This is a genomic window from Poseidonocella sp. HB161398 (assembly GCF_005870025.1).
In the GTDB taxonomy this organism is placed as follows: Bacteria; Pseudomonadota; Alphaproteobacteria; order Rhodobacterales; family Rhodobacteraceae; genus Mangrovicoccus.
Genome location: NZ_VATA01000001.1, coordinates 199,484 through 220,019, shown reverse-complemented (window position 1 = coordinate 220,019; position 20,536 = coordinate 199,484). Strand labels below are relative to the sequence as shown.

Below are 20,536 nucleotides of genomic sequence, written 5' to 3'. Positions count from 1 at the left end.
CTCCTCGTCAGGTTGCGGTTGGGCCGGTCATCCCTCCGCGCCATCGGCGGCGGGCGGGCGGAGCCCGGCGAGATGCCGGAACTCGTCGGCGCCGGCAGGCGCGAGGTCCTGCAGCAGCGCCAGGAAATCCTTCGAGACCATCTGCCGGGCGCGCTCCAGCAGCGCGGGGACCGGGCTCGCGGGCTCGTTCAGCCGGTACCAGCGGCAGATGCGGTCGAGCATCTCGACCACCTCCTCGCGGCTGCCCGGCGCGCCGCGGCCGGCGCGCGCAGGCGCCTCAGCCGGTGCCGCCTCCGGCGGGGCGCTCAGATAGGGTTCCAGCAGCTCGGCCATCCCGGCCAGCAGCGTCTCCAGCGGCAGCAGCTGCGGCATGTCCTGCGGCGGCACCTGCGCGCGGACCGCGGCGTCGATCGCGGCCACCGCGGCGCTGCAGGCCGCCAGCCCCGCCCAGAGTGCGTCATGTTCGGCGGCAGGCGCCTCGGCCAGCGCGGCGGCGATCTGGCCCGTGTCATGCTCCGGGCTGTCCTCGTAGCGCGCGGCATGCCAGTCGCGGTAGCAGAAGCTGCCCGCGCGCCGCGACGAGACCAGCACCAGCCCGCGCAGATCGCCCAGCAGCCCGCCGGGATCGGCGAATTCGGCAAGGGCGTTGAGCCGCACGGTCTCGTCCTCGTCCTCCTCCTCGGGACAGGGATGGAGCCCGGGCCAGTGGGCGGCGGCCAGCGCGGCGACCCGCTCCAGCCGCAGCGCCAGCGCGGCGGCGCCCTCGCGGGCCAGCGCGGCCCGGGCCAGCATCAGCTCCAGCCGCAGGTCATGGGCGCGCAGCGCCAGGCGGCTGCCCAGCTCCCAGACCGCGCCCCAGTCCGGCCCCTCCCCCGGCGCGACGCTGTCGCCGGTCCGGCGCGCGGGCTGGCCGCGGGCGAGGATCTCGAGATCGAGGAATTCGAGGTCGTAATCCAGCGCCTCGCCGCAGGGCGCCCCGCCCGCAATGGGCTCGACCTGGATCACGCTGGCATCGTCGCGCATGCTCGGCTCCTGTCGGGTCCGGCCGGGCCCGGAGGCCGCGGCGGTTTCATCCTGCTCCGAGCCTAGCCCCGCCCTGCCGCGCCGCTGGCATGCGCAATCCTCATGCGGCCATGTCGGCCGGGCGACATCCACCCGAGGCATGGCGCAATACCAGAAGCGGATTGCCGACGGGTCTTGCACCGCCGCCGATGACGCCCCGGCCCCGGCGAAATGCAGCGCTGGCCAACTGTCCGGCGCTGCGGTTGCCTCCACGCCGGGAGGATGTTCCGTGGCGGGATCGCGGAGACCGCGCCGCGGGGCGGGCGCTTCGGAGCGGCCGTGGCCGGACCCCGGCGCTGATTGCGGCGCGGCTCCATGGCGCCGAGGCCGGAGGCGGCGCGGCCCGCGGTAGGCAATGCCGAAGGGCACGGCGGCCGGAGGGTCCGGCAGGACTGCCGCCGCTTCTTGCGGCCGCCGGGCGGGCGGGATCGTGCCCGCCGCTTCCTTGGCATCCCGGCGCCTCTCCGGCCCCCCGGACCGGCAGTGGAGGGCGCTGCGCGCGCCCGGATCACGGGCGCCACCAGGGCGCCGCATCCCCCGGCGCCGCCGCAGGGCCAGTCCCCGGGATGGCCGCCCGCCGGGGCCGGTCCAGTGCAGCGACGGAAAAACGGCCCGGGCTGGTCCGCCGGGCCGGTCTTGCGTGCTGTGCCGGTCGCCCCGGAGCGTGAATTCCGGGGAGGCGGCCGCCTATCCGGCGGAGACCAGCGCGCCGGCGGCAGGGCCCTCGGGGCGGAAGCGCTGTGCCGCGGGCAGGTACTGCATCAGCAGGCAGTAGCTGGCGCCGGCCGGGATCAGGCTGGCATACCAGGAGATCGACGGGAAGGTCAGTGCCGCGGCCACGCCGATGGCAGAGGCGATGACGCCCGCCCAGTTGATCCCGGCATAGGGGCCGGTCGCGTCGTAATGCGCCGCGATGTCGAGCTGCTGCCCGCGGATCACGTAGTAGTCGACCACCATCACCGCGAAGATCGGGCCGAGAAAGGCGGAATAGGTCTGGATGAAAAGGTTGAGCCCGGCCGAGCTTTCATCCTTCACCAGCTCCCAGGGGAAGGTGCAGAAAGCCAGCAGGCCGACCGCGATGGCCGACTTGCGGAAGGACCAGCCGAGCGTGTCCATCAGCGCGTAGGCCGGCGGCACCACGTTGTTGAGGATGTTGGTGGTCAGCTGGGCGAAGGCGATGAAGAGCAGCGTCACGACCAGCAGCACGGGATTGTCCACCGCCGAGGCGAAGACGTCGATCGGGTCTACCACGCCGGTCGCCGAGGAGACCATGATGCCGATCATCCCCATGAAGAGCGTCGCGGGCAGGATCGAGTTGGCATAGATCATCACCTGCCGGAACGGCCCGGTGCTTTCCTTCAGCTCGCGCGAATAGTCCGAGACGTTGAGCATCATCGTGGCGTAGATGCCCATGAAGAGCATGGTCGCCCCCCAGAACGGCGCGCCCCAAGTGCCTTCGGCCGAGACGAGATTGGTGCCGATTTCATCGCCGTAGCGGTTCAGGACCGAAACGAACATGTAGATCAGCGCGCCGATGATGAAGACCGAGCCGATGTTCTCGACCCACTTGATGCCGTGGAAGCCGAAGACCGACAGGGCGATCTGCAGCACCTGGAAGGCGACGAAATAGAACACGATGCTGTCGAAGCCGAACATCGTGGCCGAGACGAGGTTCAGCGCGCCCGCCCCGACCCAGCTCTGGAAGCCGAACCAGACGATGGCGGGGACCGACCGGACCAGCGCCGGGAGCTTGTTGCCCTGGAAGCCGAAGGAGGTGCGGGCCTGCACCATCATCGGAATGCCGTAGCGGTGCCCCGCCTGCCCGTTGATGGCCAGGGCGACGCCGATGACGAGGCAGCCGATGGCGATGGCGACGATCACCTGCAGCAGGTTCAGCGTGCCCACGAGGCCGGAACCGACGGTGAAGGTGCCGATCGACACGCAGCCGCCGAGCCAGGCGAAGAGGTAGGACCAGGGGTCCATGATGCGCTCTTTCTGCGGCGCCAGGGTGTCATGTTCGATCCCGTGGCCCTCGGGGCCCGGGTTTCCGGCATTGGTCATTGCAGTTTCTCCTGTTGGGTGGGGTCCTTGCGGTGGGGGCGTTACTTGGCCAGCGGCGCCGCGTAGGCGCCTGTCTTGCTGGTCGTCAGCCGGGCGCCCACCAGCGCCTCGGCGAATTTCGTGGCAGCGGCGACGCCGTCGACCACCGGCAGCCCGAACTCGGCAGAGAGCTCCTGCGCGAGGTCGGCCATCCCGGCGCATCCCAGCACGATCGCCTCGCAGCGGTCTTCCGCCATGGCACGGGCGATCTCGGCCCCGATGACGGCGCGCGCATTGCTGCCCGGCTCCTCGAGCGCGAGCACCGGCAGGGCGGCGGCGCGGACCCGGCGGCACTGGTGGTCCAGCCCGTAGCGGCGGACCAGATCCTCGATCACCGGGACCGAGCGCGGCAGCGTGGTGATCACGCTGAAGGACGTCGCGATCATCGAGGCCGCCTTGATCCCCGCTTCGCAGAGCCCGATCACCGGACCGGAGGCAATCTCCCGGCAGGCGCCGATCGCTGGGTCGTCGAAACAGGCGACGACGATGGCGTCGGCCCGGTCGGCCTCGGCTTCGGCAACCTCGCGCAGGAGATGCGGGGCGCACATGACCTCGTCGAAATGGCCCTCGATGCTGGCGGGCGCGCCGATGGCCGTGCGGCCTTCGATCCGGACATGGGCCGCGGCGACGGCGCGGGCGGAGGCGACGATCTTGCGGGTCATGGCCTCGGTGGAATTCGGGTTGATGATGCGAAGTTTCATTGGGCCTCCATGTGTTCTGATTTTTTGGTAACACAAATTGTTCACAATCCTAGTTGCAGATTTTATCGAACAGGACTTGATGCGAAGGATCCGTTGCAAAGCCTCGGACGGCTGATTAAATGCCGGGCATGACGACGACGCCCGAACAGATCATCGTGGACAGCATCCTCGACTCCATCGCGGACCAGAAGCTGCGCGCCGGAACCAAGCTGGGCGAGCAGTCGCTGAGCGAGATTTTCTCCTGCAACCGCACGCAGGTACGCCGCGCGCTGGCCACGCTGACCGGCTACCAGGTGGTGGAGCACATCCCCAATCGCGGCGCCTTCGTCGTGACCCCCTCCGAGCGGGGCGCGCGGGACGTGTTCCAGGCGCGCCAGGCCATCGAGCTGACCATCTGCGAAAATGTTGCGCAGTCTGAAAACCTGCCCGATTTCGCGCCGCTTTACGAAAATATCGAGGCGGAAGGCCGGGCAATCGCCTCTGGAAACCGTCCCGAGGCGATCCGGCTGTCGCGGAAATTCCACCTGATCCTCGCCGCGCTCGGCGAAAATTCGGTTCTGGAACGGTACCTTGAAGAGCTGACCATGCGCAGCTCGCTGATTCTCGGGCTCTACGGCGGCGATACCGAAAGCCAGTGCGCCTCCGAGGACCATCGCCGCATCGTCGCCGCGCTCGAGGCCCGCGACACACAGGCCGCCCAGTCGGAGATGCGGACGCATCTGCGGCACATCGAGGCCGCCGTCGATTTTTCGGGCGCGCGGAAGCCCACAGGCGCGCTCTCCGGCCTGCTGACGCGGCGGTGACCCCGGCCGCGACGCAGCCGCCAGGGCAAAGCGCCGCGCGGGTCATCCGGACCCTTGGACCGGCAGGGCCAATCCGGGCATCTGCGGCATGCGCTTGCGGCCACAGCCCGGGCATGGCCGCGCTCTGCGCCAGTGGTGAAATCTGCCGCGACCGGCCGGACCGGCGCCCTTGAACCGGTGACCGCCGCGACTGGCCGCTTCTGAAAGTTAGCCACTTGCCCGCCGCAGCACTGCCTGCCGGCGTCTCTCGGCCGGCCCCCCGGCGCTGTCGCGAGCGACCGTAAAGGGCTGGCCGGGCCGCTCCGCGGGCCGAGGATGACCGGCAGCGATTGCCGGCCAGCCCTGGTCATGCGCCGCGGCGGGCCATAATCCTCGATCCGGGCGAGCGCGCCCGCCGTCCCCGGCACGCCGTGTTCCCGGACCGGCAGGCCATGGGCCGCGCCCCGCCTCGGCGGAGCAGCGGGCGCAGAGCTTCGGCCAGGATCGGGACCTGGTCCCTGGACATCCCGGCAATGTCGATGCGCCCGCTGGCCGGCAGATGGATCGCATGGCGCTCGCGCAGCTCCGCGACCTGATCCGGCGCGAGGGGCAGTAGGGAGCACATCCCGTGCTGGCGGGCGATCTCCGCGGCCGGGCGCCCGTCCTGCAGCGCCTTGCGCAGCTCCCTGACGCGCGCCGGGGCGGACAGGATGAGCCGCCCGATCTCGGCGCCTTGCGCGGGCGGCATCGACGACTGCCAGCGGGCGATCGACGCCATATGCGAGGCCGCGCCCGTGCGTTCCCGGCAGAGGCCGGAATTCTTCGAACGGCTCAAAGCGAGCAGGCCCGGCACGGCCGCAAGCAGCAGGCGGAGCCCCGCCGCATCCTCCCGGACGCCTTCGCCGAAGCCGAGATAGGCAGGGCCGACAAGCGGTACCAGCCCGAATGCGGCCAGCGTCCCGGCCAGGACGGCCAAGTCCGCCGGGCCGAAATCGGCCCCTGCCGGATTGTGGCAGCAGGCATGCAGCAGAACCGCGTCGCCGGTCCCGGCAGCGGAGAGGGCATCGAGGAACCGTTCGGGGTCGAGCTGCCGGCCGAGCGCGCAGAAGACCGGCACGCGCATCACCTCGAAGATGGCCGGAAGCCCGGTCCAGATGCGGCGCGCGCCGCCGCGAGGCTCGGCGCGCCGGTGCCGCCGGGCGTCTGCACGCCGTCGAAAGGCAGCGGCACGAGAACCGGCCTGCCGCGCTCCTGCAGGAAGACCGCGTCGCCCTTGATGTCCTGCGTCTCCAGAAGCCGGGCCTTCACCGCCGCCATCACCGGCGTGCGGCCCTCGGCACCGCGGTAGACGCCGAGGTCGAGGCCGATTTTTCCCTGTTGCGACGCGCCCGGAAGGACATCAAGCGCATCGAAGGAGATCGCGCGGCCCAGTTGCTGGGTCACCGCCGAGATGCCGAACACCGCGATGGCGGTGCGGACGGTGAAGGCCGCCCAGCAGCGCTTCCGCGACAGCCAGAAGAACGGCAGGCTGACCGGGATGAAGAGCGCCCCGAAATCGAGCGGCAGAAGATAGGACAGCAGCCCTGCGGGCCCGGCAGTCTGCCTGGTCACCCGCCCCGCGGCCTTGAGGAAGGCCACGCCGAGGCTGGTCAGCGCGATGCCGGCGACAAGCCCCTGCGTGCCATGGAGCGAGAGAGGCGGTTTCATGGTCAGAATTCCGATGCCAGCTGGCCGCCCGGCGCGTAGATGTCCTGGTGGTAGAACGGCTGCCCGTCGCTGAGGGCGGTGCGCAGTGACCTGGAGGATGCGGGCCGCCGGCGTCATCTCGACCAGCGCGGCATGGCGCAGGGGGAGCGTGCCGGTCTGCATCTGGGGGGAGGCCTGCTTTGCGCGCAGGCCGAGAACCGCCTCGGGATGAACGCGCCGGTTCACGCCTTAGAGGTTGCCGAGGTCGATCGTGCCGATCTTGATCACGGTCCGCGGCAGGTACATTTCCGCCCCGATCCGCATGCCGTCGCCGCACAGTCGGCGGCGCAGCACCGTGTCGGGCCCCGGTCCGAGATGGTCGCTCCCGGGACCGGTCCCGGTGCTGCGCAGGGCCTCAATCTGCGCCGAGGTCAGCCGCAGAGCACGCCGGGTCGCGAGAACGCGGAACCGGAAGGGCCAGACGCTGGGGCTGATCGGCTCCGCATCGGCCACCCGGGTGCCGTCGCCGCGGCGGCGCAAGATCAGGCCGGGATCCTGCAGGTGTCCCAGCGCGCTCCGGACCGGTCCCGGAGCCAGCTGCAGCCGCTGCGCCATCTCCGCCTCGGGCGGCAGCCGCTCGCCCTGCTTGACCGTGCCGTCGCTCATCGCGGCCATCAGCGCGAGCCGCTGCGCGCTGCGCCTGGTCTCGCGCGGGGTGCAGACCGGTTCCTCGCCGAGCCTTACGTTGATCTGGTCGCACAGATCGGGGGCCGTGATGTTACGGCTCATGCCGGCGTCGTGCTGCGCCAGGCTGCGCGCAGCACGACGGCAGCCGCAAGCAGCAGGAACACGGCCGCGGACGGGCTCTTCGGCACCGCCATGCCGTCTGCCTCGAAGAGCCGCGGCGAGGTGCCGAACATCTTGCCGAGCAGAAAGACGATGACGGTGCAGACAACCGGAAAGCCCGCGCGCGTGACGGCGATGCCGGGACCGGCCAAGGCCGGCATCCCATGGCGACTGCGTCCGCAGGCAGATCCCGAGGAGGCAGAACATCGGCACCGGCGGCAGGAAAAGCCTTCGCGGGATGCGCGCGAACGGCACCCGGACCGACAGGCCGGCGCGGCCGATGGCCAGGTGGATGAGGGTGGCGGCGATCATCGAGGCGAAGAGCGCGAAATTCATGGCACCGAAGGCTTCGCCACACCGGGCCATCGGGTATCCGTCCCAGGCGGGGGCGGCGGATTCCGGCGAGCCGGGGGAATTGAGCAGGATCGCGGGGTTCTCGCCGCCCGAGGTCCCGCCCTTGTTCTCCCGGCGAGGAAGGCGATGGCCGCCAGCGGCGACATGCAGAAGGCCAGCAGGATCAGCACGGCCATGGCCGTCACGCTGCCGGAGCCCGGGCAGGACGCCGATGACGATGCCCAGCGTGATGCCGAAGGCGGCCAACAGGAGGTTCATCGGGCCGAGCGCCGCGGCGCAGGCAGGGAGGAACATTTCGGTCATGACCGCACCTTAGGGAAGGCGGATGCAGAAGGCGTGCCAGGCCAGCTGATGGATCGCCCGCGGCGACAGGATCGAGGCGGCGGCGCTGGCCGCCCAGGATCATGGCGGCGACGCGCGAGACCGCGCCCGCAGCGACGACCCCAGCATGGCCGCTGTCGCCCAGGCTGCCCGGGCCAGAAGCTCGAGCAGCATCGCCGGTCCGGCATGGGGCATGCGGACAAAGGCGAAGGCGCCGTTGCGCGCCATGAGCACCAGCCCGGAGCGGCCGGCAATCGCGGCCGACCGCGTCGGGAAGAAGCGCGGCGAAATCTGGCCGCCCGCCGCTTGATCTGCGCCGGGATCAGCCGGAGGATCGCCGCCGACCCGGCCGCTGCGACCGCGCCGATCAGAACGTCTAGGTGACCGGGGGCGCCTCCTGCCTATTGCCGGTTCCGGTCATTTCGACGTGGTCTCGTGGATTTCGCAAGACCGGCATCGACCGCCTCGAGGCTGGCGGCAAGCTCGGGCCCGCTGACGGCGACCGCCGGAATGCCCCGCTTGTCCTCCATGAGCGACACGAAGGCGCCGGAGCTGGCGGCGGCCGCCCCGGCCTCTTCAAGCTTGCCCCCGGATGTCTTCGCGCAGGCCCGCCGGAGCCCGGATCGCCGCGCCGGTCGGCATGGCGATGCCCTAGCCGGACTGGATCGCCGGCACCTCGGGGGGCTGCAGCAGCGGCATGCCGGCCACCGTCAGGACGTCGTTCATCTGGTCGATGATAGCGGTTGTGCGACCCGCCGGACCAGGCGAAATCGACCTTGCCGCCAAGCAGGGAGGACACCATCTCGCCGCCACCCCTTGGCCGGCACGGCGATCCAGTCGACGCCTTCCTGCGCTGCGATGCCGTCGGCGAAGGCGCGCGCTATCGCGTTCTGGTCGGCAGAGCTCAGCTTGCCGTCCTTCGAGGCGGCGATCAGGTCGTCGAAGGTGTCGGTGCCCGAAGCCCTGGAGGTGACAATGGCCTGCTGCAGCACGGCGATGCCGACGGCCGGCATGAAGCTGCCCGGCGCGAAGTCCACGCCTTCCGCGATTGGCAGCCAGGGCACGGCGGAATCCCGCGCGAAGAGCCGCGTGCAACCGTCGGCCTGGGCGGCGACGATGGTTCCGATCTTGCCTTAGGCGCTGCGCTGGGTCTTGCCCCGCCCCTTGCCGCCGAGCGCGGCCCCGAGTTCTCCGGCGAAGGCGCGCCGCATTGTCTCGATGGATCTGCCTGCCGGTCAGGGGAGGATGAGCGTGACCGGCCTGGCGGGATCGGTGGCCCCGGGAAGGGCGAGGGCGGCAGCGGCGCAGGCCGCCATGGCGCGCTTCGAGAGCATGGGAGTTCCTGTTGGGCGTCCACGACCATGTCGTTTCCGCTGGGCGCCGCGATGGAGCCAGCAGGAGAGACTTCGCCATTCTGCCGTTCCCCTCCCCGAAAAGTGGAAACTCCCGCCGCGCCAGATGGGCTCTTCATCATTGCCGTATCGTTTCGAGAGCACTCCGCCTGACGGGTTCAAGGAGGTCCCATGGCTATCAACCGCGATGCCGATCCCGCAATGATCGGCCTGTCCCGTCTCCAGACAATCCCCGGCACCGCCATTCTCGACGGACCGGACCATGTCGAGCTGCGCAGCTGCCGGACCTTCCGGATCCGCTGCACGACCGGCAAGCTCGCGCTGGACGACACCGGCGCCCTGCGCATCGCGCTGCGGCGGATCTCGGATGCGGGCGCGCCCAGCCATGTCACCGCCCGGTCCCCGGGCGAGGGCCAGCTCGTCCTCAACTGCGACCGCAACGGCGGGCAGCGCCCTTGGAACGAGACGCAGAAGATCTACCAGCGCGGCGGCCATCTGCGGTCCGGAGAGACCATCGAGATCACGCTCTGCGACACGTCGCAAGGCTCGCCCGGCCTCCTGATGGCCACCTTCTTCGAGGGCGCCCGCGTCTTCCGGGTCAGGGCCGGTGTTCAGGCCACGGGCAGCTTCGTCCCGCCGCCGGACATGCGCCGCGAATTCACCGTCGGCGCCGGACCGCTGCATCGCCGCCTCACCGTCCTGCCGATGCGCCGCCCTCCGGGCGAAAGCTCCTGCCTGAGCCCCAAGGCCGAAGACCTGTGGGGCAATCCGACCGCCCAGGGTCCGGCGCGGTTCACCGTCGAAAGCCCGCTGCCGCTTGCGGGCCTGCCGGAGGTGATCGCGTTCGCGCCGGAAAGCGGCGCGCTCCGGTCCCGGCGCCTGAGCAACGCCGAAGAGGGCCCGCTGCATTTGCGCCTGTCTGCGCAGGACGGCAGGGCCGCCGGGGCCGGGCCGCTTCGGATCAAGGCCGGCCCGGCGCATTCCCGGGGCGATCTTCACGGAGAGACCGGCGGGCCAGCACTATTTCGACGTCGCCCGCAACACGTCCTTCCTGGACGTGACCTCGGGCCAGGCGAACGGCTTCCGGATCAAGCCGGCCTTCCGGGAAAAGCGGAACCGGCTGACGGCCGAGGTGAACGAGCCGGGCGTCTTCACCATGCTGCCTGGTTATGAATGGTCCGGAAACACCGCGGGGGAGGGCGACCGCAATGTCTTCTTCCCCGGGAAGAACGCGCAGACCGGCCGCTGTTCGCACGCGCTGGTCGCGGAACACGGGGACATGGACGCCGACGCGCAGACGCTCGCCGATCTCCAAGCCAAGCTCCATGCCGAGCCGGTCGAGGCCGCGATGCAGGCCCATGCCGGCGGCCGCCATGCCAATATCCATGTCGACCATGAGCCGCGGCCGTCGAGGTGCAGTCCGCCCGGGGCAGCTTCGAACGGGTGCTGACCGACGGCTTCCCGATGCGCCGCCGGGTCGGCGCGGTGGCGGACTCGGACGGGCACAAGGGCCGGCCGGGCGCGTCCTTCTTAGGCGCCCATGGCGGCCTGACCCGCTTCCTGGCGGAGGAGAACACCCGCGACGCGGCGTTCGAGGCGATCCGGCCCCGCCGCACCCACGCCCCCTCGGGGCCCCGCGTCGCCATCGACCTCGTCGCCGGCCGGCCCGCGGGCGGCACGCTGATCCCAACGCATCCCCCTGTCCGTGCCCGGCTGCGCGACCGAGGAGGTGCACCAGTGCAGCATCGGGGACATCGTCCGCAGCAACCCGGACAGCGCGCGGATATCCGTGGCCATCAAGGCGCCGGCCGGTCTCGAGAGCATCGAGCGGCACCGGGGCGGTCAGCCTCCGGCGCGGCCATGGCGAGGACCGGTCGGGCCGCCGCCTGCAGCTGATGTGGCCGGCGGACGGATGCCGCGGCCGCAACACCCGCTGGCAGGGGCGCGTCCCGGTCTCGGGCGGCAGCATCGCGGCCTTCGCCCCGGTCAACCGCCTCAAGCCCGAGCAGCCCCTGCATCAGGTCGGCTCGAATGGCGCGGTCTTCAACACGAGCACGACCGGCAACCGGATGGGCCGCGACATGTGGGGCGAGGGCGCAGCGCCCGGACTGCACCCGGCCACCAACCCCGGCAGCCTCGCGCTGCGCCCGTCCGGGATCGGCGGCAAGCCGGTGGTCACGGAGGTCGGCGGCCTTGCGCAGCGGCTGCCCCGGAGCGCCGCCTACGAGGCCGGGATCGGGGCACGCCGGTCTGGATCTGCGCGAATTTCGAGGATCGCAACCAGGCCTGGACCTCGCCGATCTACCTGCGCCGCGACCGGCGACCCTGGACCCGCCGCCAAGTGCGGCGGCTCTCCCGGCAGTCCGTCCCATCCGTCCTCCGCCGGTGCCGCCCATGAGTCGAAGCTCCGTCGCCCCTCCTGCGCGCAGTCTCGGATATGTCCGGGCACGGCTGCCCCGGGACGACTTCCGGCTGGCCGGGGCCGCGGGCCTTCCCGGCCGGGCCTGCGGGATCAGCGTCGCCGCCTTCGACTGGCTGGCGACGCAGATCCAGCTTGCCGCCTGCGGGCTGGGCACCGGCGGGATCAGCGGCGCCGGGGCCATGCCGCTGGACCGGCTCTGGGCGCCGCTGGCCAACAGCATCGCGGTCGGCACGACGATCTGGCTTGCCGCGCGGCGCGGGCGGCGGCTGGAGAAGGGCGATCCGACCGCGATGCCCTGACCGGCGGCTGCATGCCGTTTGCCGGCGCGCTCTGGATCATGATGCAGACGCTCCTGTCGCATGGCTCCGGCGCCTCGGCGGGCATGGCAGGCGCGCATGCCCGGCTCTGCTCGGCCTTCGGCTCCAGGGCCGGATCGCTGGCCTCGGGGCGGCGCAATGACATGCGGCTGGTGCTGGCCTGCGGGGCGGGCGCCTCGATCGCCGCCCTCGTCCAGTCGCCGGTGGCAGGCACGTTCTGCGCGTTCGACCTGGTGATCGCCGCCTATTCCATCGGCAATCTGGCCCCGGCGGTCATTACGTCGCTCGCCGCCGCCGGCACGCGCGCCCTGCTTGATCCTTCGGCCGTCCGCCTGGAGGGCGCCGCCCTGCCGCCCGGCGCCGATGCGTTCCCGATGCTCGCTCTGGTCACGCTGGCCACCGCGGCCATGGCCGTCGGCGTCATGCGCGCCTGCACGCGGGTCGAGGGGCTCGTCCGCGGCGCCATGCCGGGCTGGCTGGCGTCCATGCTCGGCATCCTGGCACGCGCCAGCCCCGCCGCGCTGTCCTCGGGGCGCCAGAGCCTGTTTTCCCGCGACGTCTGGCTGGCCGTGGCGCGCTCCTGGCGCTGAAGGCCGCGGCCGTGGTGCTGTCGACCGGCCCCGGCTTCCGCGGCGGGCTGTCCTTCGCCTCGCTGTTTCCCTGAATGCTCTGCGGAAGGCTGGCCGCCGTCCCGGGCGCATCGCCGGGCCGGAAGCCGGTGCCCGCGGACCTCTGCGAAATCGCCGGCATGACCGCGTCGGCGACGGCGATCACTGGAGCGCCGCTGGCCTTGGCCTTCCGCGTGGCCTTCGCGACCGGCGGCGTCGGCATGGTGGTGCCGCTGGTCTGCATGGCGGCGCTGTCCAGCGTGCTGGTCCGGCGGTTCTCGGGCTTCTCCTTCGCGACCTGGCGCTTCCGCCTGCGCGGCGGTCCCATCCGGCCGGCGGCGGACCTGGGCTGGCTGCGGGACCTGCAGGTCGGAGAGATGATGCGGCGGGACACGACCTCTGTCCTCTGCGGCACCGACCTGGCGCAGTTGCGCAGGAGCTACCCGCCGGGCGCGCGCAACCGGGTCGTGGCGACCGGCCGCGACGGGAGCTATCTGGGCGTGCTCTCGGTGCCGGAACCTCGCAATCGGCATCGGACGGCAAGGAGATGGCGGTTCTCCTGCGGCTGTCGGACTGGCAGCCGGCGCCGGACATGACCGCCGCCGAGGCGCTGAGCGGCAGCAAGGCGCTCGGCGTCCCGCGGCGCAGCACCGAGCTGGCGGAACGGCGGATGCGCGCGCTGGTCGGCTGAGCCCCTCGGCGAAGTGCAGCATGGCGAAGCCGCGCCGCATGGATCGCCCCGCCCAACCGAGGTCCCGTGGGCTCGCACCGGCGGACGGATCGGCGCCTGGCCGGACCCGCCCCTCGGCCGCATCGCGGACCCGGGAGCCCCGGAGGCGCCTGCCGATCCCCTTGCAGGACCCGTCACCCGTTCTGCGAGACGTGGCAGCGAGGCACGGGTCCGCTTCCAAGGTCCCCTGCCGCGCGACGGCCGGAATTGCCAGGCCGGGGCGGCAACAGCATCCCATCGCAGATGCGGAGGTCGGCACTGTTGCCGGGAGGGGGGGCAAAGCGCACCTCTCCGCCCGCCAGCCGGGGAATGCAGCGGACCGGGCCGAGCGGCCGCTTCAGGGACGGCCGCAGCAGGGTGGCGCTCGACGTCGAAGAACCGGACTGCGGCGCAACGGCCCGGGCCTAGCTCCGGCAGAGCCCGCCTGCCGCCGGCTGCCTCCCGTGCCTTTCGCTGGCAGAAAGGCCGTGCCGCGACCGGCCAGGCCGGGGCGGCGCGGCCCCGCCCGGCCGTTCCTGGATGTTCACCAGCCAGGTTCGGCAGCATGCCGGATCCGCGTCTTCCGCCCGGGCGCGGCGCCGTCATGTCCGGCCGCAACGGACGGATACTGAAAACTCGGCAGCCCGGCCACGAAATCCCCTGTGCCGGGAAACGGGGCCGCCTCCTCGCGACCGTGCCCCGAAAGCCGGCCTTTCCGGCTGCCATTGGAAACGATGGCCCGGCTTCGGACGGCCCTTGCGCTGCGCCATGAGGCCTCCCGCACAATCGGCGAGCCGGAGACCCGCCCTCTCCGCGACGCGGCAGGCATCGGCCGGGCCGCCAGAGCGGCAGGGGCAGAGCGAACATGCCGCGAGACCGGGCCCCGTCTGCCGTCTTCGCGACCTTGGCGTCGGCCGGGCCCTTCCGCTGCCTGCAATCAGCGGATGGGCCCCACTCTCTCCGACCCGGAACCGGAGGCGACCTCGAGTTCCAGCCCCCAGTCCTCGGCGGGCCGGAGCGTCAGCATCGTGCGCGCGGCAAGATCGCGGAGCACCGGACCGGCGCGGAAGCCGCGGGGACAGTCCAGGATGATCCGCCGGACCGGGCCGAGACCGGCGGCCGACTGCAGGCCCCCGGCCCGCCCGTCCGTCCAGTCCGCGGGGGCGGCCGTGGCGGGAGAGCGGAACACCATCGGGTGGCGCATGTCGTCGCTTTCCGCCGCGACCGGAATGAATGCGCCATCCGGCAGGAAGGGCGCGTGATAGCGCCACAGGGACCACTCCGGCGCGGGATCGTCCGGATCGCCGCGCCAGGCGAGCCCGAAGGGACAGGCCGCGGGGTGCCCGGACCCTCTCTCCGCCAGTCCCGTGCGCCGGACCCGCGGATCGCGCAGGGCCCGCCGGTCCTCGATCCAGAGCAGTTCGAGATACGTGTTCTCGAAGCAATAGCACAGGTTCGCGGTGCCCTGCCCGGGATGGCGGCGCCCGAAGGAGGGCACGAGGCCGGCCGCGCCCAGCCGGTCTTCGAGCGCCGGCAGATCGCGCGGAAACACGAAGACATGGTCGATCTGCATCAGACGGCCTCTGCGAGCATCCGCACCCACGCCTCCACCTGCCGCGCCGAGGGCGGAACCGCCTGCCGGTACCCTTCGGCGGCCGAGATCCCGTCCGCCATCCGCGCAAGGGCCGCGGCCTGGCCGGACCCGCTCTCTGCGAGCCGCGCCGACATCGCGTTCAGCAGCTTGATCCGGACAAGCGGCAGCGCGGCCGCTTCGGCCTCGGCCAGGGCGGCTTCGAGGGAGGCCATGCCCGCCGCTCCCTCGCCCGGCATGGCACATGCCAGGGCGGCCTGCGCCTTGATCTGCGCGATCCTCAGAAGCGCCCTGCCGCTGCTGTCGAGGAACCGGCGCAATGTCGCGGCGGCCGTCTCCCGATGGCCCGAGTCCAGCTCGATCTCGGCGATTTCGGCCTCGGCCCAGGTCACGTAGGCCGGGAGCTCCGCCCGTGCCGCGATGTCCCGCGACGCCGCGAAGGCCCGGTGCGCCAGATCATGCGCCCCGGCCAACGCGCAGACATCGCCGATCACCCGGCAGGCAATGTAGCGGTCCACCGGCCGCGCCGTCTCGACCGCCGTCCGGACCGCCTTGCCGATATGCGCGCAGGCGCCGCCGCCGTCTCCGAGCGCCCCGCTGATCCGTGCCAGGTGGAACTGCAGCATCACGTAGCGCGTGACCAGCAGACCGTCGAGCGCGTGCCTGCGGCCGTCCCAGGCACCGGCATGGCCGCCGATCGCGTCCCGCGCCGCGCGCATCCTGCCCTGGAGCGAGAATATCTGGCAGCGCGCCAGCGCCGCCTCCGCGGCCAGGCGGCGGTCGCCGGCCCGCGCCGCGGCCGCCGCCGCCTTTTCCGAATAGTCCAGGCCGGTCCCGGCATTGCCGTCATCCGAGTGGATATAGGCGCGATGGATGCAGACCTCGGCAAGCATGAGATCATCGCCCAGATCGCGCGCGATCGCCTCGGCGCGCTCCAGCCCCTCCACCGTCTTCGCCTTCTGGCCGAGCGGCCAGAGCAGCGCGCGCCGCCAGGTCAGGATTTCGGCCTCCAGCCGCAGCATGTCCTCGCCCGGCCGGCATTTCGAGACGGCCTCCAGCGCGATATCGGTCATCCGGCCGGACAGCGCATAGGCGGATCGTTCGGTCGCGCTCCGCGCCGCCTGCATCGCGAAGCCGACCGCGCGGTCCGGCAGGCCGCCCTCGAGCGCATGGCGCGCCAGCGCGGCCTCGTCGGCCATGTCCGCGGTCCCGGCCTGGTCATGGACCGCGATCACCGCGGCATGAAGCTCCGCCCGCCTGCGCCCGGGGATCCCGTGATAGGCAGCGTCCTGGATCAGGGCATGCTTGAAGGCGTAGGACCGCCGCGGATAGGTCCGGATGCGGTAGAGCAGATCGGCATCCGCCAGAACCGAGACCGCCATGTCGTAGACGTCCCGCGGCAGACCGCAGAGCGCGGCGAGGCTGCTGTCATCCGGTTCCGCGCCGAGCACCGAGGCCGCATCCAGCACCTGGCGGGCATGCCCGGGCAGCGCGTCGATGCGGTGCGACAGGATCCCGCGCAGCGGCACCGGCATCTCGCGCAGCGGCGCGTCGGGCGGGCTGTCCGCGCCCGGCCCGCCGAACAGGGCCGCATCGGCCGCGGCGGCGCGCGACAGCTCCTCGAGGAACAGCGGCACGCCCGCGCCGCGCGCCAGGACCGCCGGGCGGGCCGTGCCCGGCAAGTCCAGCGTATCGAGCAGCGCTGCCGCTTCGCTGCGCTCCAGCGCCCGCAGGGCCAGGTTCAGCACGGTCTCGTGCCCCTGCCAGGCCGCCGCCGCCCCCGTCCGCCTGGTCACGATCATCATCGGCCCCGCGGCATGGAGCGAAAGCGCCAGCCGTTCCAGCAGCAGGCCGGCATCCTCGTCGGCCCAATGGGCATCCTCGACCAGAAGGATCGCCTGCCGTCCGGCAAGGACCTCCACCGCCGTCAGCAGCGCATCCGCCAGCGCCTGCATGCGCTGGTTGCGCGGCCGGCCGAGCCAGGGGCGCATCTCCTCCCGTTCGTCCAGGACGGCCGCAAGGGCGGGCCGCAGGCTCGCGGCTGGTCCCGGCGCCTCCCAGCCCTCGGTCAGCCTGTCGAGAAGCTGCCCCGCGGGCAGGTCCGGTCCGGCCGCCGCGAGACCCCGCAGGATCGCGGCAAACCGCGCGAGCCCGCCGCCGGTCTCGCCCGGCGCCAGCTGGACCCGCAGCACGGTGCCCGGCCGGGACTGCCCGAGGAATTCATGCACGAGGCGGGACTTGCCGATGCCGGGCTCGCCGGTCACCACCGCGATCCGGGGCGTCTGCTGGCGGGCGACCTCGCCCAGTTTCTCCAGCTCGGCGACGCGCCCGCAGAACCGGCTGAGACCGCGCGCCCTGCGGATATCGAACCCGCCGCGGCCCGCGGTCTCGCGTCCGAGCCGCCATGTCGGGATCCCCTCCCCGCCGCCCTCGTCCGCCAGGGCCCCGGCGCGGTGCATTTCGAACGCGCCCCGGCAGGCGGCCTCGATCTCCGCCGTGATCCGGACCTCGCCCGGCACTGCCAGCCCGGCCAGCGACTGGGCGAGATGGACGAGCGGGAAGGTGCCCGAGCGCAGGCCGACGAGGCCCGGGCCGGCATGGATGCCGACCGCGCAGTCGCGGCCCGCGATCTCGAAGGCGGCCAGGGCCGCGGACAGCGCCGGGCTCTCGTCGGGACGGCTGGCACCGAACACGGCGGAGAGGTGGTGCCCGGCCCGGCCGATGAGTTCGCCGCCCTCGCGGGACACCGCCGCCTCGATGCCGGCAATCACGGCGAGGCTTCCGGCTTCGGCGCTTTCCGGATCGGGGTCGCGCAGGGCCGCCCGCAGCCGTTCCGAGGCGACATGCACCACCGCGAGAAGCCGCAGATGCGCCGGTTGGGCCACTGCGGCGGCGTCCGGTTCCGCAGCCGCGGAGAGCGGAACCTCCGTCTCCCGGGGCGCGCTGCCGGGAGACGGCGCTGCTTCGGCCGGGGGCGGGCGCGTGACCGAGGCCCGGATGGCCTGGTAGAGCGCCTGCGTCTCGGGCTCGACCGCGACGGACAGATCGTTCCGGATGCGCTGGCTGATGTCGCGGAAGGCGGTCAGCGCGGCATTGCGCTGCCCCTGCCGCCACAGCGCCGTCATCTGGTCGCGCAGCGCGGCCTCGTCATAGGGCTCCAGCGCGAGGCGGCGCCGGGCAAGGCTTTCCAGATCAGCATAGCGGCGGTCCCCGGCCGCCCTTGCCGAGGCGGCGGCCAGCCCCTCGGCCAGCCTGCGGCGCAGATCGGCGCGCGCGGTGTCCAGTAGGTCCTCGATCTCCGGCTCGAAGCCGGAAAGGCCGTCCAGCGGCAGGCCCTCGGGCAGATCCGCATCCTCCCCCGCCGCAAGGGCGTCGGCATCCAGCGCGACAGCCTCGGGCCGCAGCTTCAGCCAGACCGCCGTGCTCTCGATTGCCGGGGCGTGGGCGTCCCCGAGCGCGCCGCGCAGCCGGAAGATCGCCTGCCGCAGCGACGCCCGCGCCTGGGCATCCTCCTGTCCCGGCCATAGCAGCGCGGCGAGATGGGCCCGGCTGACCGCCTTGCCGGGCGAGAGCGCCAGCAGCGCGAGGACGAGTTCGGCCCGGCGGGTCGGCATCCGCAGCGGGACGCCGCCCGCGCGGGCCGAAAACACCCCGAAGAGGTTGATGCAGAGCTTCTCCATGCTCCGCAGCCTATCACGGCCGGGGCAGCTCCGGTCCCCCTTCGGCCGGGCCGGCAGCGATCTGCCGCTCTTTCAGCCGGGCCATCAGGAAGGCATCGCGGTAGACCCCGTCGACGAACACGAACTGCCGCAGCCGGCCCTCGGCGGCAAAGCCGAATTCCTCGTAGAGGCGGATGGCGCGGTCGTTTCCCTCCCAGACGAAAAGCTGCAGCCGCGAGAGCTGCAGCCACCGGTCGGACAGATCGACCATCGCGGCAAGCAGGGCCCGGCCGACGCCGCGGCCGCGGAAGGCGGGATGCGTCGCGACCATGTCCACCTCGCCGCCATGGCAGAGCCGCGGCCGGTCCGGCCAGGTTTCCAGTTCGCCATAGCCGGCGACGCGGCCGCCGATCTCGGCCACCAGCTTGAATTTCGCGGGATCGTCGGCCAGCCGCGCCTCGATCACCGAAAGCGGATGGAAGGGCAGGCGCTGCGTGCCCTGATTCACATGCTCCGACTCCAGGATTTCGGCCACGGCGCCGATGTCCCCCGGCCGGACATGCCGGATGGAAATGGTCTCCTCCGGCTCTGCCGGATCTGCGGGGCTCATGGCGGGGTCTCCTCGGTCGGTGTCCGGCGCGTCGCGCGAGACGGGCTGTCCTGCCCCACGCTCACAGACCGCCGGCGCGCTGTAAATCGCGATCCGCCCGCGCTCTGCCGTTTTAACGCTGCGGTAACGCCCGGGGGAACGGCGCGATCACGCCCCTGCGAGAAGACGGGGCATCAGCTCCCGAAAGGATGCAATCATGCTCTTCCGTCGCTTTCGTCCTCCGCTCTCCCGCCGCCCCGGCGACCGTCCCTTGCCGATGGGCGCGCATCTGCGCCGCGACATCGGCCTTGCCGCCGTCGATCCCGCGTCCTCCGCCGGTGCCATCGCATTGGCCGGCCTGCAGGGGAGGCTCTGATGCGCGCGCTCCACCGCAGCAGCCTGCCCCAGGTCGAGGGCCGCGACATGCTGACCGATTCCGGGCTCGAAACCACGCTCATCTTCCTCGAGGGCCTCGATCTGCCCTGCTTCGCGGCCTATCCGCTGCTCGCCAGCGCCGAGGGCCGCGCCCGGCTGCGGGCCTATTTCCGCCGCCATCTCGCCATCGCCGCAGAGCACGGCACCGGCTTCCTGCTGGAGGCCCCGACCTGGCGCGCCAGCCGGGACTGGGGCGCGCAGCTGGGCCACGGCCCGGAGGCGCTCGCGCGCTTCAACGCGCTGGCCATCGCCCTGCTCTGCGACCTGCGCGAGGAGGCCGGGACCGTCTCGCCGGTTGTCATCTCGGGCAATATCGGGCCGCGCGGCGACGGCTACCGCCCCGACACCGCGATGACCGCCGACGAGGCGCAGGCCTATCATGCCGAGCAGATCGGCTGGTTCGCGGCCACCGCCGCCGACATGGTCAGCGCCTTCACGCTCTCGACCGTGAACGAGGGGGCCGGCGTCATCCGGGCGGCCGCAGAGGCCGGCCTGCCCGCGGCGGTCTCCTACACGGTGGAAACCGACGGGCGCCTGCCCGACGGCACGCCGCTTGCCGATGCGATCGAGCAGACCGACATGATGACCGCCGGAGCCGCAGCCTATTTCATGGTCAACTGCGCGCATCCCGACCATTTCCGCACGGCCCTGCAGACCGGCGCGCCCTGGCTGAAACGCATCGGGGGCATCCGGGCCAACGCGTCGCGAATGAGCCATGCCGAGCTCGACGCCGCCGAGGCGCTCGATGCCGGGAACCCCGACGAGCTCGGCCGCGACTATGCGGGGCTCCGGCGCCTGCTGCCCGGCCTGCGGGTCTTCGGCGGCTGCTGCGGCACCGATCACCGGCATGTGGACGCCATCGCCGGGTGCTGCCTGGCGCATGGCACCGGCAGCCCTGCGGCGCGGAGGGCCACCGCATGCCCCTGACACCCGCAAGGCGGCGACGCCCGCCCTGACCTCTCCGCGTCCCTGGCCCCTCCGCCGCCCGGAGCCGTTCCGCGC

At 72.2% G+C, this 20,536-nt stretch carries 19 protein-coding genes; 9 read left to right on the top strand and 10 right to left on the bottom strand.

The genetic code is table 11. The annotated features are described in order from the left end of the window. Nucleotides 1-27 precede the first annotated feature (27 nt). From FGX59_RS37420 to FGX59_RS00905, 3 genes are all read right to left on the bottom strand, one after another. A complete protein-coding gene (locus FGX59_RS37420) occupies nt 28-1,023 on the bottom strand; it encodes an ImpA family type VI secretion system protein (protein ID WP_171060458.1) in 996 nt (331 codons plus the stop codon). Nucleotides 1,024-1,749: 726 nt separating this feature from the next. After that, on the bottom strand, nt 1,750-3,123 hold the full coding sequence (locus tag FGX59_RS00910; RefSeq protein ID WP_138464435.1) for an NCS1 family transporter: 1,374 nt from the start codon (nt 3,121-3,123) through the stop codon (nt 1,750-1,752). Nucleotides 3,124-3,164: 41 nt separating this feature from the next. Beyond that, a complete protein-coding gene (locus tag FGX59_RS00905) occupies nt 3,165-3,863 on the bottom strand; it encodes an aspartate/glutamate racemase family protein (RefSeq protein ID WP_138464433.1) in 699 nt (232 codons plus the stop codon). Between the two features lie 128 nt (nt 3,864-3,991). Between FGX59_RS00905 and FGX59_RS00900 the strand changes: the two genes are divergently transcribed. Then, entirely contained in the window at nt 3,992-4,666 is a 675-nt protein-coding gene (locus FGX59_RS00900; RefSeq protein ID WP_171060457.1) for a GntR family transcriptional regulator, read from the top strand. A gap of 346 nt (nt 4,667-5,012) precedes the next feature. Here the strand turns inward: FGX59_RS00900 and FGX59_RS00895 are convergent, their stop codons facing one another. The 4 genes from FGX59_RS00895 to FGX59_RS00880 form a co-directional block, all read right to left on the bottom strand. After that, nucleotides 5,013-5,768: an aminotransferase class I/II-fold pyridoxal phosphate-dependent enzyme gene (locus FGX59_RS00895; RefSeq protein WP_138464430.1), complete on the bottom strand. Its 756-nt coding sequence runs from the start codon at nt 5,766-5,768 to the stop codon at nt 5,013-5,015. After that, nucleotides 5,768-6,352 (bottom strand): hypothetical protein, encoded by a 585-nt coding sequence (locus tag FGX59_RS00890; protein ID WP_138464428.1) that lies wholly within the window; start codon nt 6,350-6,352, stop codon nt 5,768-5,770. Before FGX59_RS00890 ends, FGX59_RS00895 begins: the two co-directional genes overlap by 1 nt. A 228-nt stretch (nt 6,353-6,580) precedes the next feature. Continuing rightward, nucleotides 6,581-7,834 (bottom strand): tripartite tricarboxylate transporter permease, encoded by a 1,254-nt coding sequence (locus tag FGX59_RS00885; RefSeq protein ID WP_138464426.1) that lies wholly within the window; start codon nt 7,832-7,834, stop codon nt 6,581-6,583. A 740-nt stretch (nt 7,835-8,574) separates the two neighbouring features. After that, nucleotides 8,575-8,916, bottom strand: coding sequence for a hypothetical protein (locus FGX59_RS00880; protein WP_138464424.1), 342 nt, complete (start codon nt 8,914-8,916; stop codon nt 8,575-8,577). A 489-nt stretch (nt 8,917-9,405) separates the two neighbouring features. On the opposite strand from FGX59_RS00880, the gene FGX59_RS37415 reads away from it, so the two are divergent. From FGX59_RS37415 to FGX59_RS00860, 6 genes are all read left to right on the top strand, one after another. Next, nucleotides 9,406-10,377: a hypothetical protein gene (locus FGX59_RS37415; protein WP_171060455.1), complete on the top strand. Its 972-nt coding sequence runs from the start codon at nt 9,406-9,408 to the stop codon at nt 10,375-10,377. Further along, nucleotides 10,337-10,654, top strand: coding sequence for a hypothetical protein (locus FGX59_RS37410; protein ID WP_171060454.1), 318 nt, complete (start codon nt 10,337-10,339; stop codon nt 10,652-10,654). Before FGX59_RS37415 ends, FGX59_RS37410 begins: the two co-directional genes overlap by 41 nt. Before the next feature lie 14 nt (nt 10,655-10,668). Next, nucleotides 10,669-11,100, top strand: coding sequence for a DUF3604 domain-containing protein (locus FGX59_RS39540; protein WP_370295666.1), 432 nt, complete (start codon nt 10,669-10,671; stop codon nt 11,098-11,100). Nucleotides 11,101-11,598: 498 nt separating this feature from the next. Further along, nucleotides 11,599-11,925, top strand: a complete 327-nt coding sequence (locus FGX59_RS37405; RefSeq protein ID WP_171060453.1) for a hypothetical protein — start codon at nt 11,599-11,601, stop codon at nt 11,923-11,925. 11 nt (nt 11,926-11,936) lie between these two features. Further along, nucleotides 11,937-12,533 (top strand): chloride channel protein, encoded by a 597-nt coding sequence (locus FGX59_RS37400; protein WP_171060452.1) that lies wholly within the window; start codon nt 11,937-11,939, stop codon nt 12,531-12,533. Nucleotides 12,534-12,691: 158 nt separating this feature from the next. Further along, nucleotides 12,692-13,147: a hypothetical protein gene (locus FGX59_RS00860; RefSeq protein ID WP_138464416.1), complete on the top strand. Its 456-nt coding sequence runs from the start codon at nt 12,692-12,694 to the stop codon at nt 13,145-13,147. Between the two features lie 1,050 nt (nt 13,148-14,197). On the opposite strand, the gene FGX59_RS00855 is transcribed toward FGX59_RS00860, so the two are convergent. Genes FGX59_RS00855 through FGX59_RS00845 form a run of 3 tightly spaced genes read right to left on the bottom strand, consistent with a single transcriptional unit; the run spans nt 14,198 to nt 19,120 of the window. Further along, entirely contained in the window at nt 14,198-14,833 is a 636-nt protein-coding gene (locus FGX59_RS00855) for a VOC family protein (protein WP_171060451.1), read from the bottom strand. After that, on the bottom strand, nt 14,833-18,531 hold the full coding sequence (locus FGX59_RS00850; protein WP_138464412.1) for an AAA family ATPase: 3,699 nt from the start codon (nt 18,529-18,531) through the stop codon (nt 14,833-14,835). The genes FGX59_RS00855 and FGX59_RS00850 overlap by 1 nt, the downstream gene beginning before the upstream one ends. A gap of 13 nt (nt 18,532-18,544) precedes the next feature. Next, complete coding sequence (locus FGX59_RS00845; protein ID WP_138464410.1) at nt 18,545-19,120, bottom strand: GNAT family N-acetyltransferase; 576 nt, start codon at nt 19,118-19,120, stop codon at nt 18,545-18,547. A gap of 196 nt (nt 19,121-19,316) precedes the next feature. Here FGX59_RS00845 and FGX59_RS37395 point away from each other — a divergent pair, with 196 nt between their 5' ends. Both FGX59_RS37395 and FGX59_RS00840 read left to right on the top strand, forming a co-directional pair. Then, a complete protein-coding gene (locus FGX59_RS37395; RefSeq protein WP_171060450.1) occupies nt 19,317-19,475 on the top strand; it encodes a hypothetical protein in 159 nt (52 codons plus the stop codon). Next, a complete protein-coding gene (locus tag FGX59_RS00840) occupies nt 19,475-20,461 on the top strand; it encodes a homocysteine S-methyltransferase family protein (protein ID WP_138464408.1) in 987 nt (328 codons plus the stop codon). Before FGX59_RS37395 ends, FGX59_RS00840 begins: the two co-directional genes overlap by 1 nt. Nucleotides 20,462-20,536: the final 75 nt, after the last annotated feature.

Bases quoted from the DNA above. Each gene is read 5' to 3' on its own strand.
- FGX59_RS37420 (WP_171060458.1), bottom strand. From the start codon at position 1,023: ATGCGCGACGATGCCAGCGTGATCCAGGTCGAGCCCATTGCGGGCGGG.
- FGX59_RS00910 (WP_138464435.1), bottom strand. From the start codon at position 3,123: ATGACCAATGCCGGAAACCCGGGCCCCGAGGGCCACGGGATCGAACAT.
- FGX59_RS00905 (WP_138464433.1), bottom strand. From the start codon at position 3,863: ATGAAACTTCGCATCATCAACCCGAATTCCACCGAGGCCATGACCCGC.
- FGX59_RS00900 (WP_171060457.1), top strand. From the start codon at position 3,992: ATGACGACGACGCCCGAACAGATCATCGTGGACAGCATCCTCGACTCC.
- FGX59_RS00895 (WP_138464430.1), bottom strand. From the start codon at position 5,768: ATGCGCGTGCCGGTCTTCTGCGCGCTCGGCCGGCAGCTCGACCCCGAA.
- FGX59_RS00890 (WP_138464428.1), bottom strand. From the start codon at position 6,352: ATGAAACCGCCTCTCTCGCTCCATGGCACGCAGGGGCTTGTCGCCGGC.
- FGX59_RS00885 (WP_138464426.1), bottom strand. From the start codon at position 7,834: ATGACCGAAATGTTCCTCCCTGCCTGCGCCGCGGCGCTCGGCCCGATG.
- FGX59_RS37415 (WP_171060455.1), top strand. From the start codon at position 9,406: ATGATCGGCCTGTCCCGTCTCCAGACAATCCCCGGCACCGCCATTCTC.
- FGX59_RS39540 (WP_370295666.1), top strand. From the start codon at position 10,669: ATGCGCCGCCGGGTCGGCGCGGTGGCGGACTCGGACGGGCACAAGGGC.
- FGX59_RS37405 (WP_171060453.1), top strand. From the start codon at position 11,599: ATGAGTCGAAGCTCCGTCGCCCCTCCTGCGCGCAGTCTCGGATATGTC.
- FGX59_RS37400 (WP_171060452.1), top strand. From the start codon at position 11,937: ATGCCGTTTGCCGGCGCGCTCTGGATCATGATGCAGACGCTCCTGTCG.
- FGX59_RS00860 (WP_138464416.1), top strand. From the start codon at position 12,692: ATGACCGCGTCGGCGACGGCGATCACTGGAGCGCCGCTGGCCTTGGCC.
- FGX59_RS00855 (WP_171060451.1), bottom strand. From the start codon at position 14,833: ATGCAGATCGACCATGTCTTCGTGTTTCCGCGCGATCTGCCGGCGCTC.
- FGX59_RS00850 (WP_138464412.1), bottom strand. From the start codon at position 18,531: ATGGAGAAGCTCTGCATCAACCTCTTCGGGGTGTTTTCGGCCCGCGCG.
- FGX59_RS00845 (WP_138464410.1), bottom strand. From the start codon at position 19,120: ATGAGCCCCGCAGATCCGGCAGAGCCGGAGGAGACCATTTCCATCCGG.
- FGX59_RS37395 (WP_171060450.1), top strand. From the start codon at position 19,317: ATGCTCTTCCGTCGCTTTCGTCCTCCGCTCTCCCGCCGCCCCGGCGAC.
- FGX59_RS00840 (WP_138464408.1), top strand. From the start codon at position 19,475: ATGCGCGCGCTCCACCGCAGCAGCCTGCCCCAGGTCGAGGGCCGCGAC.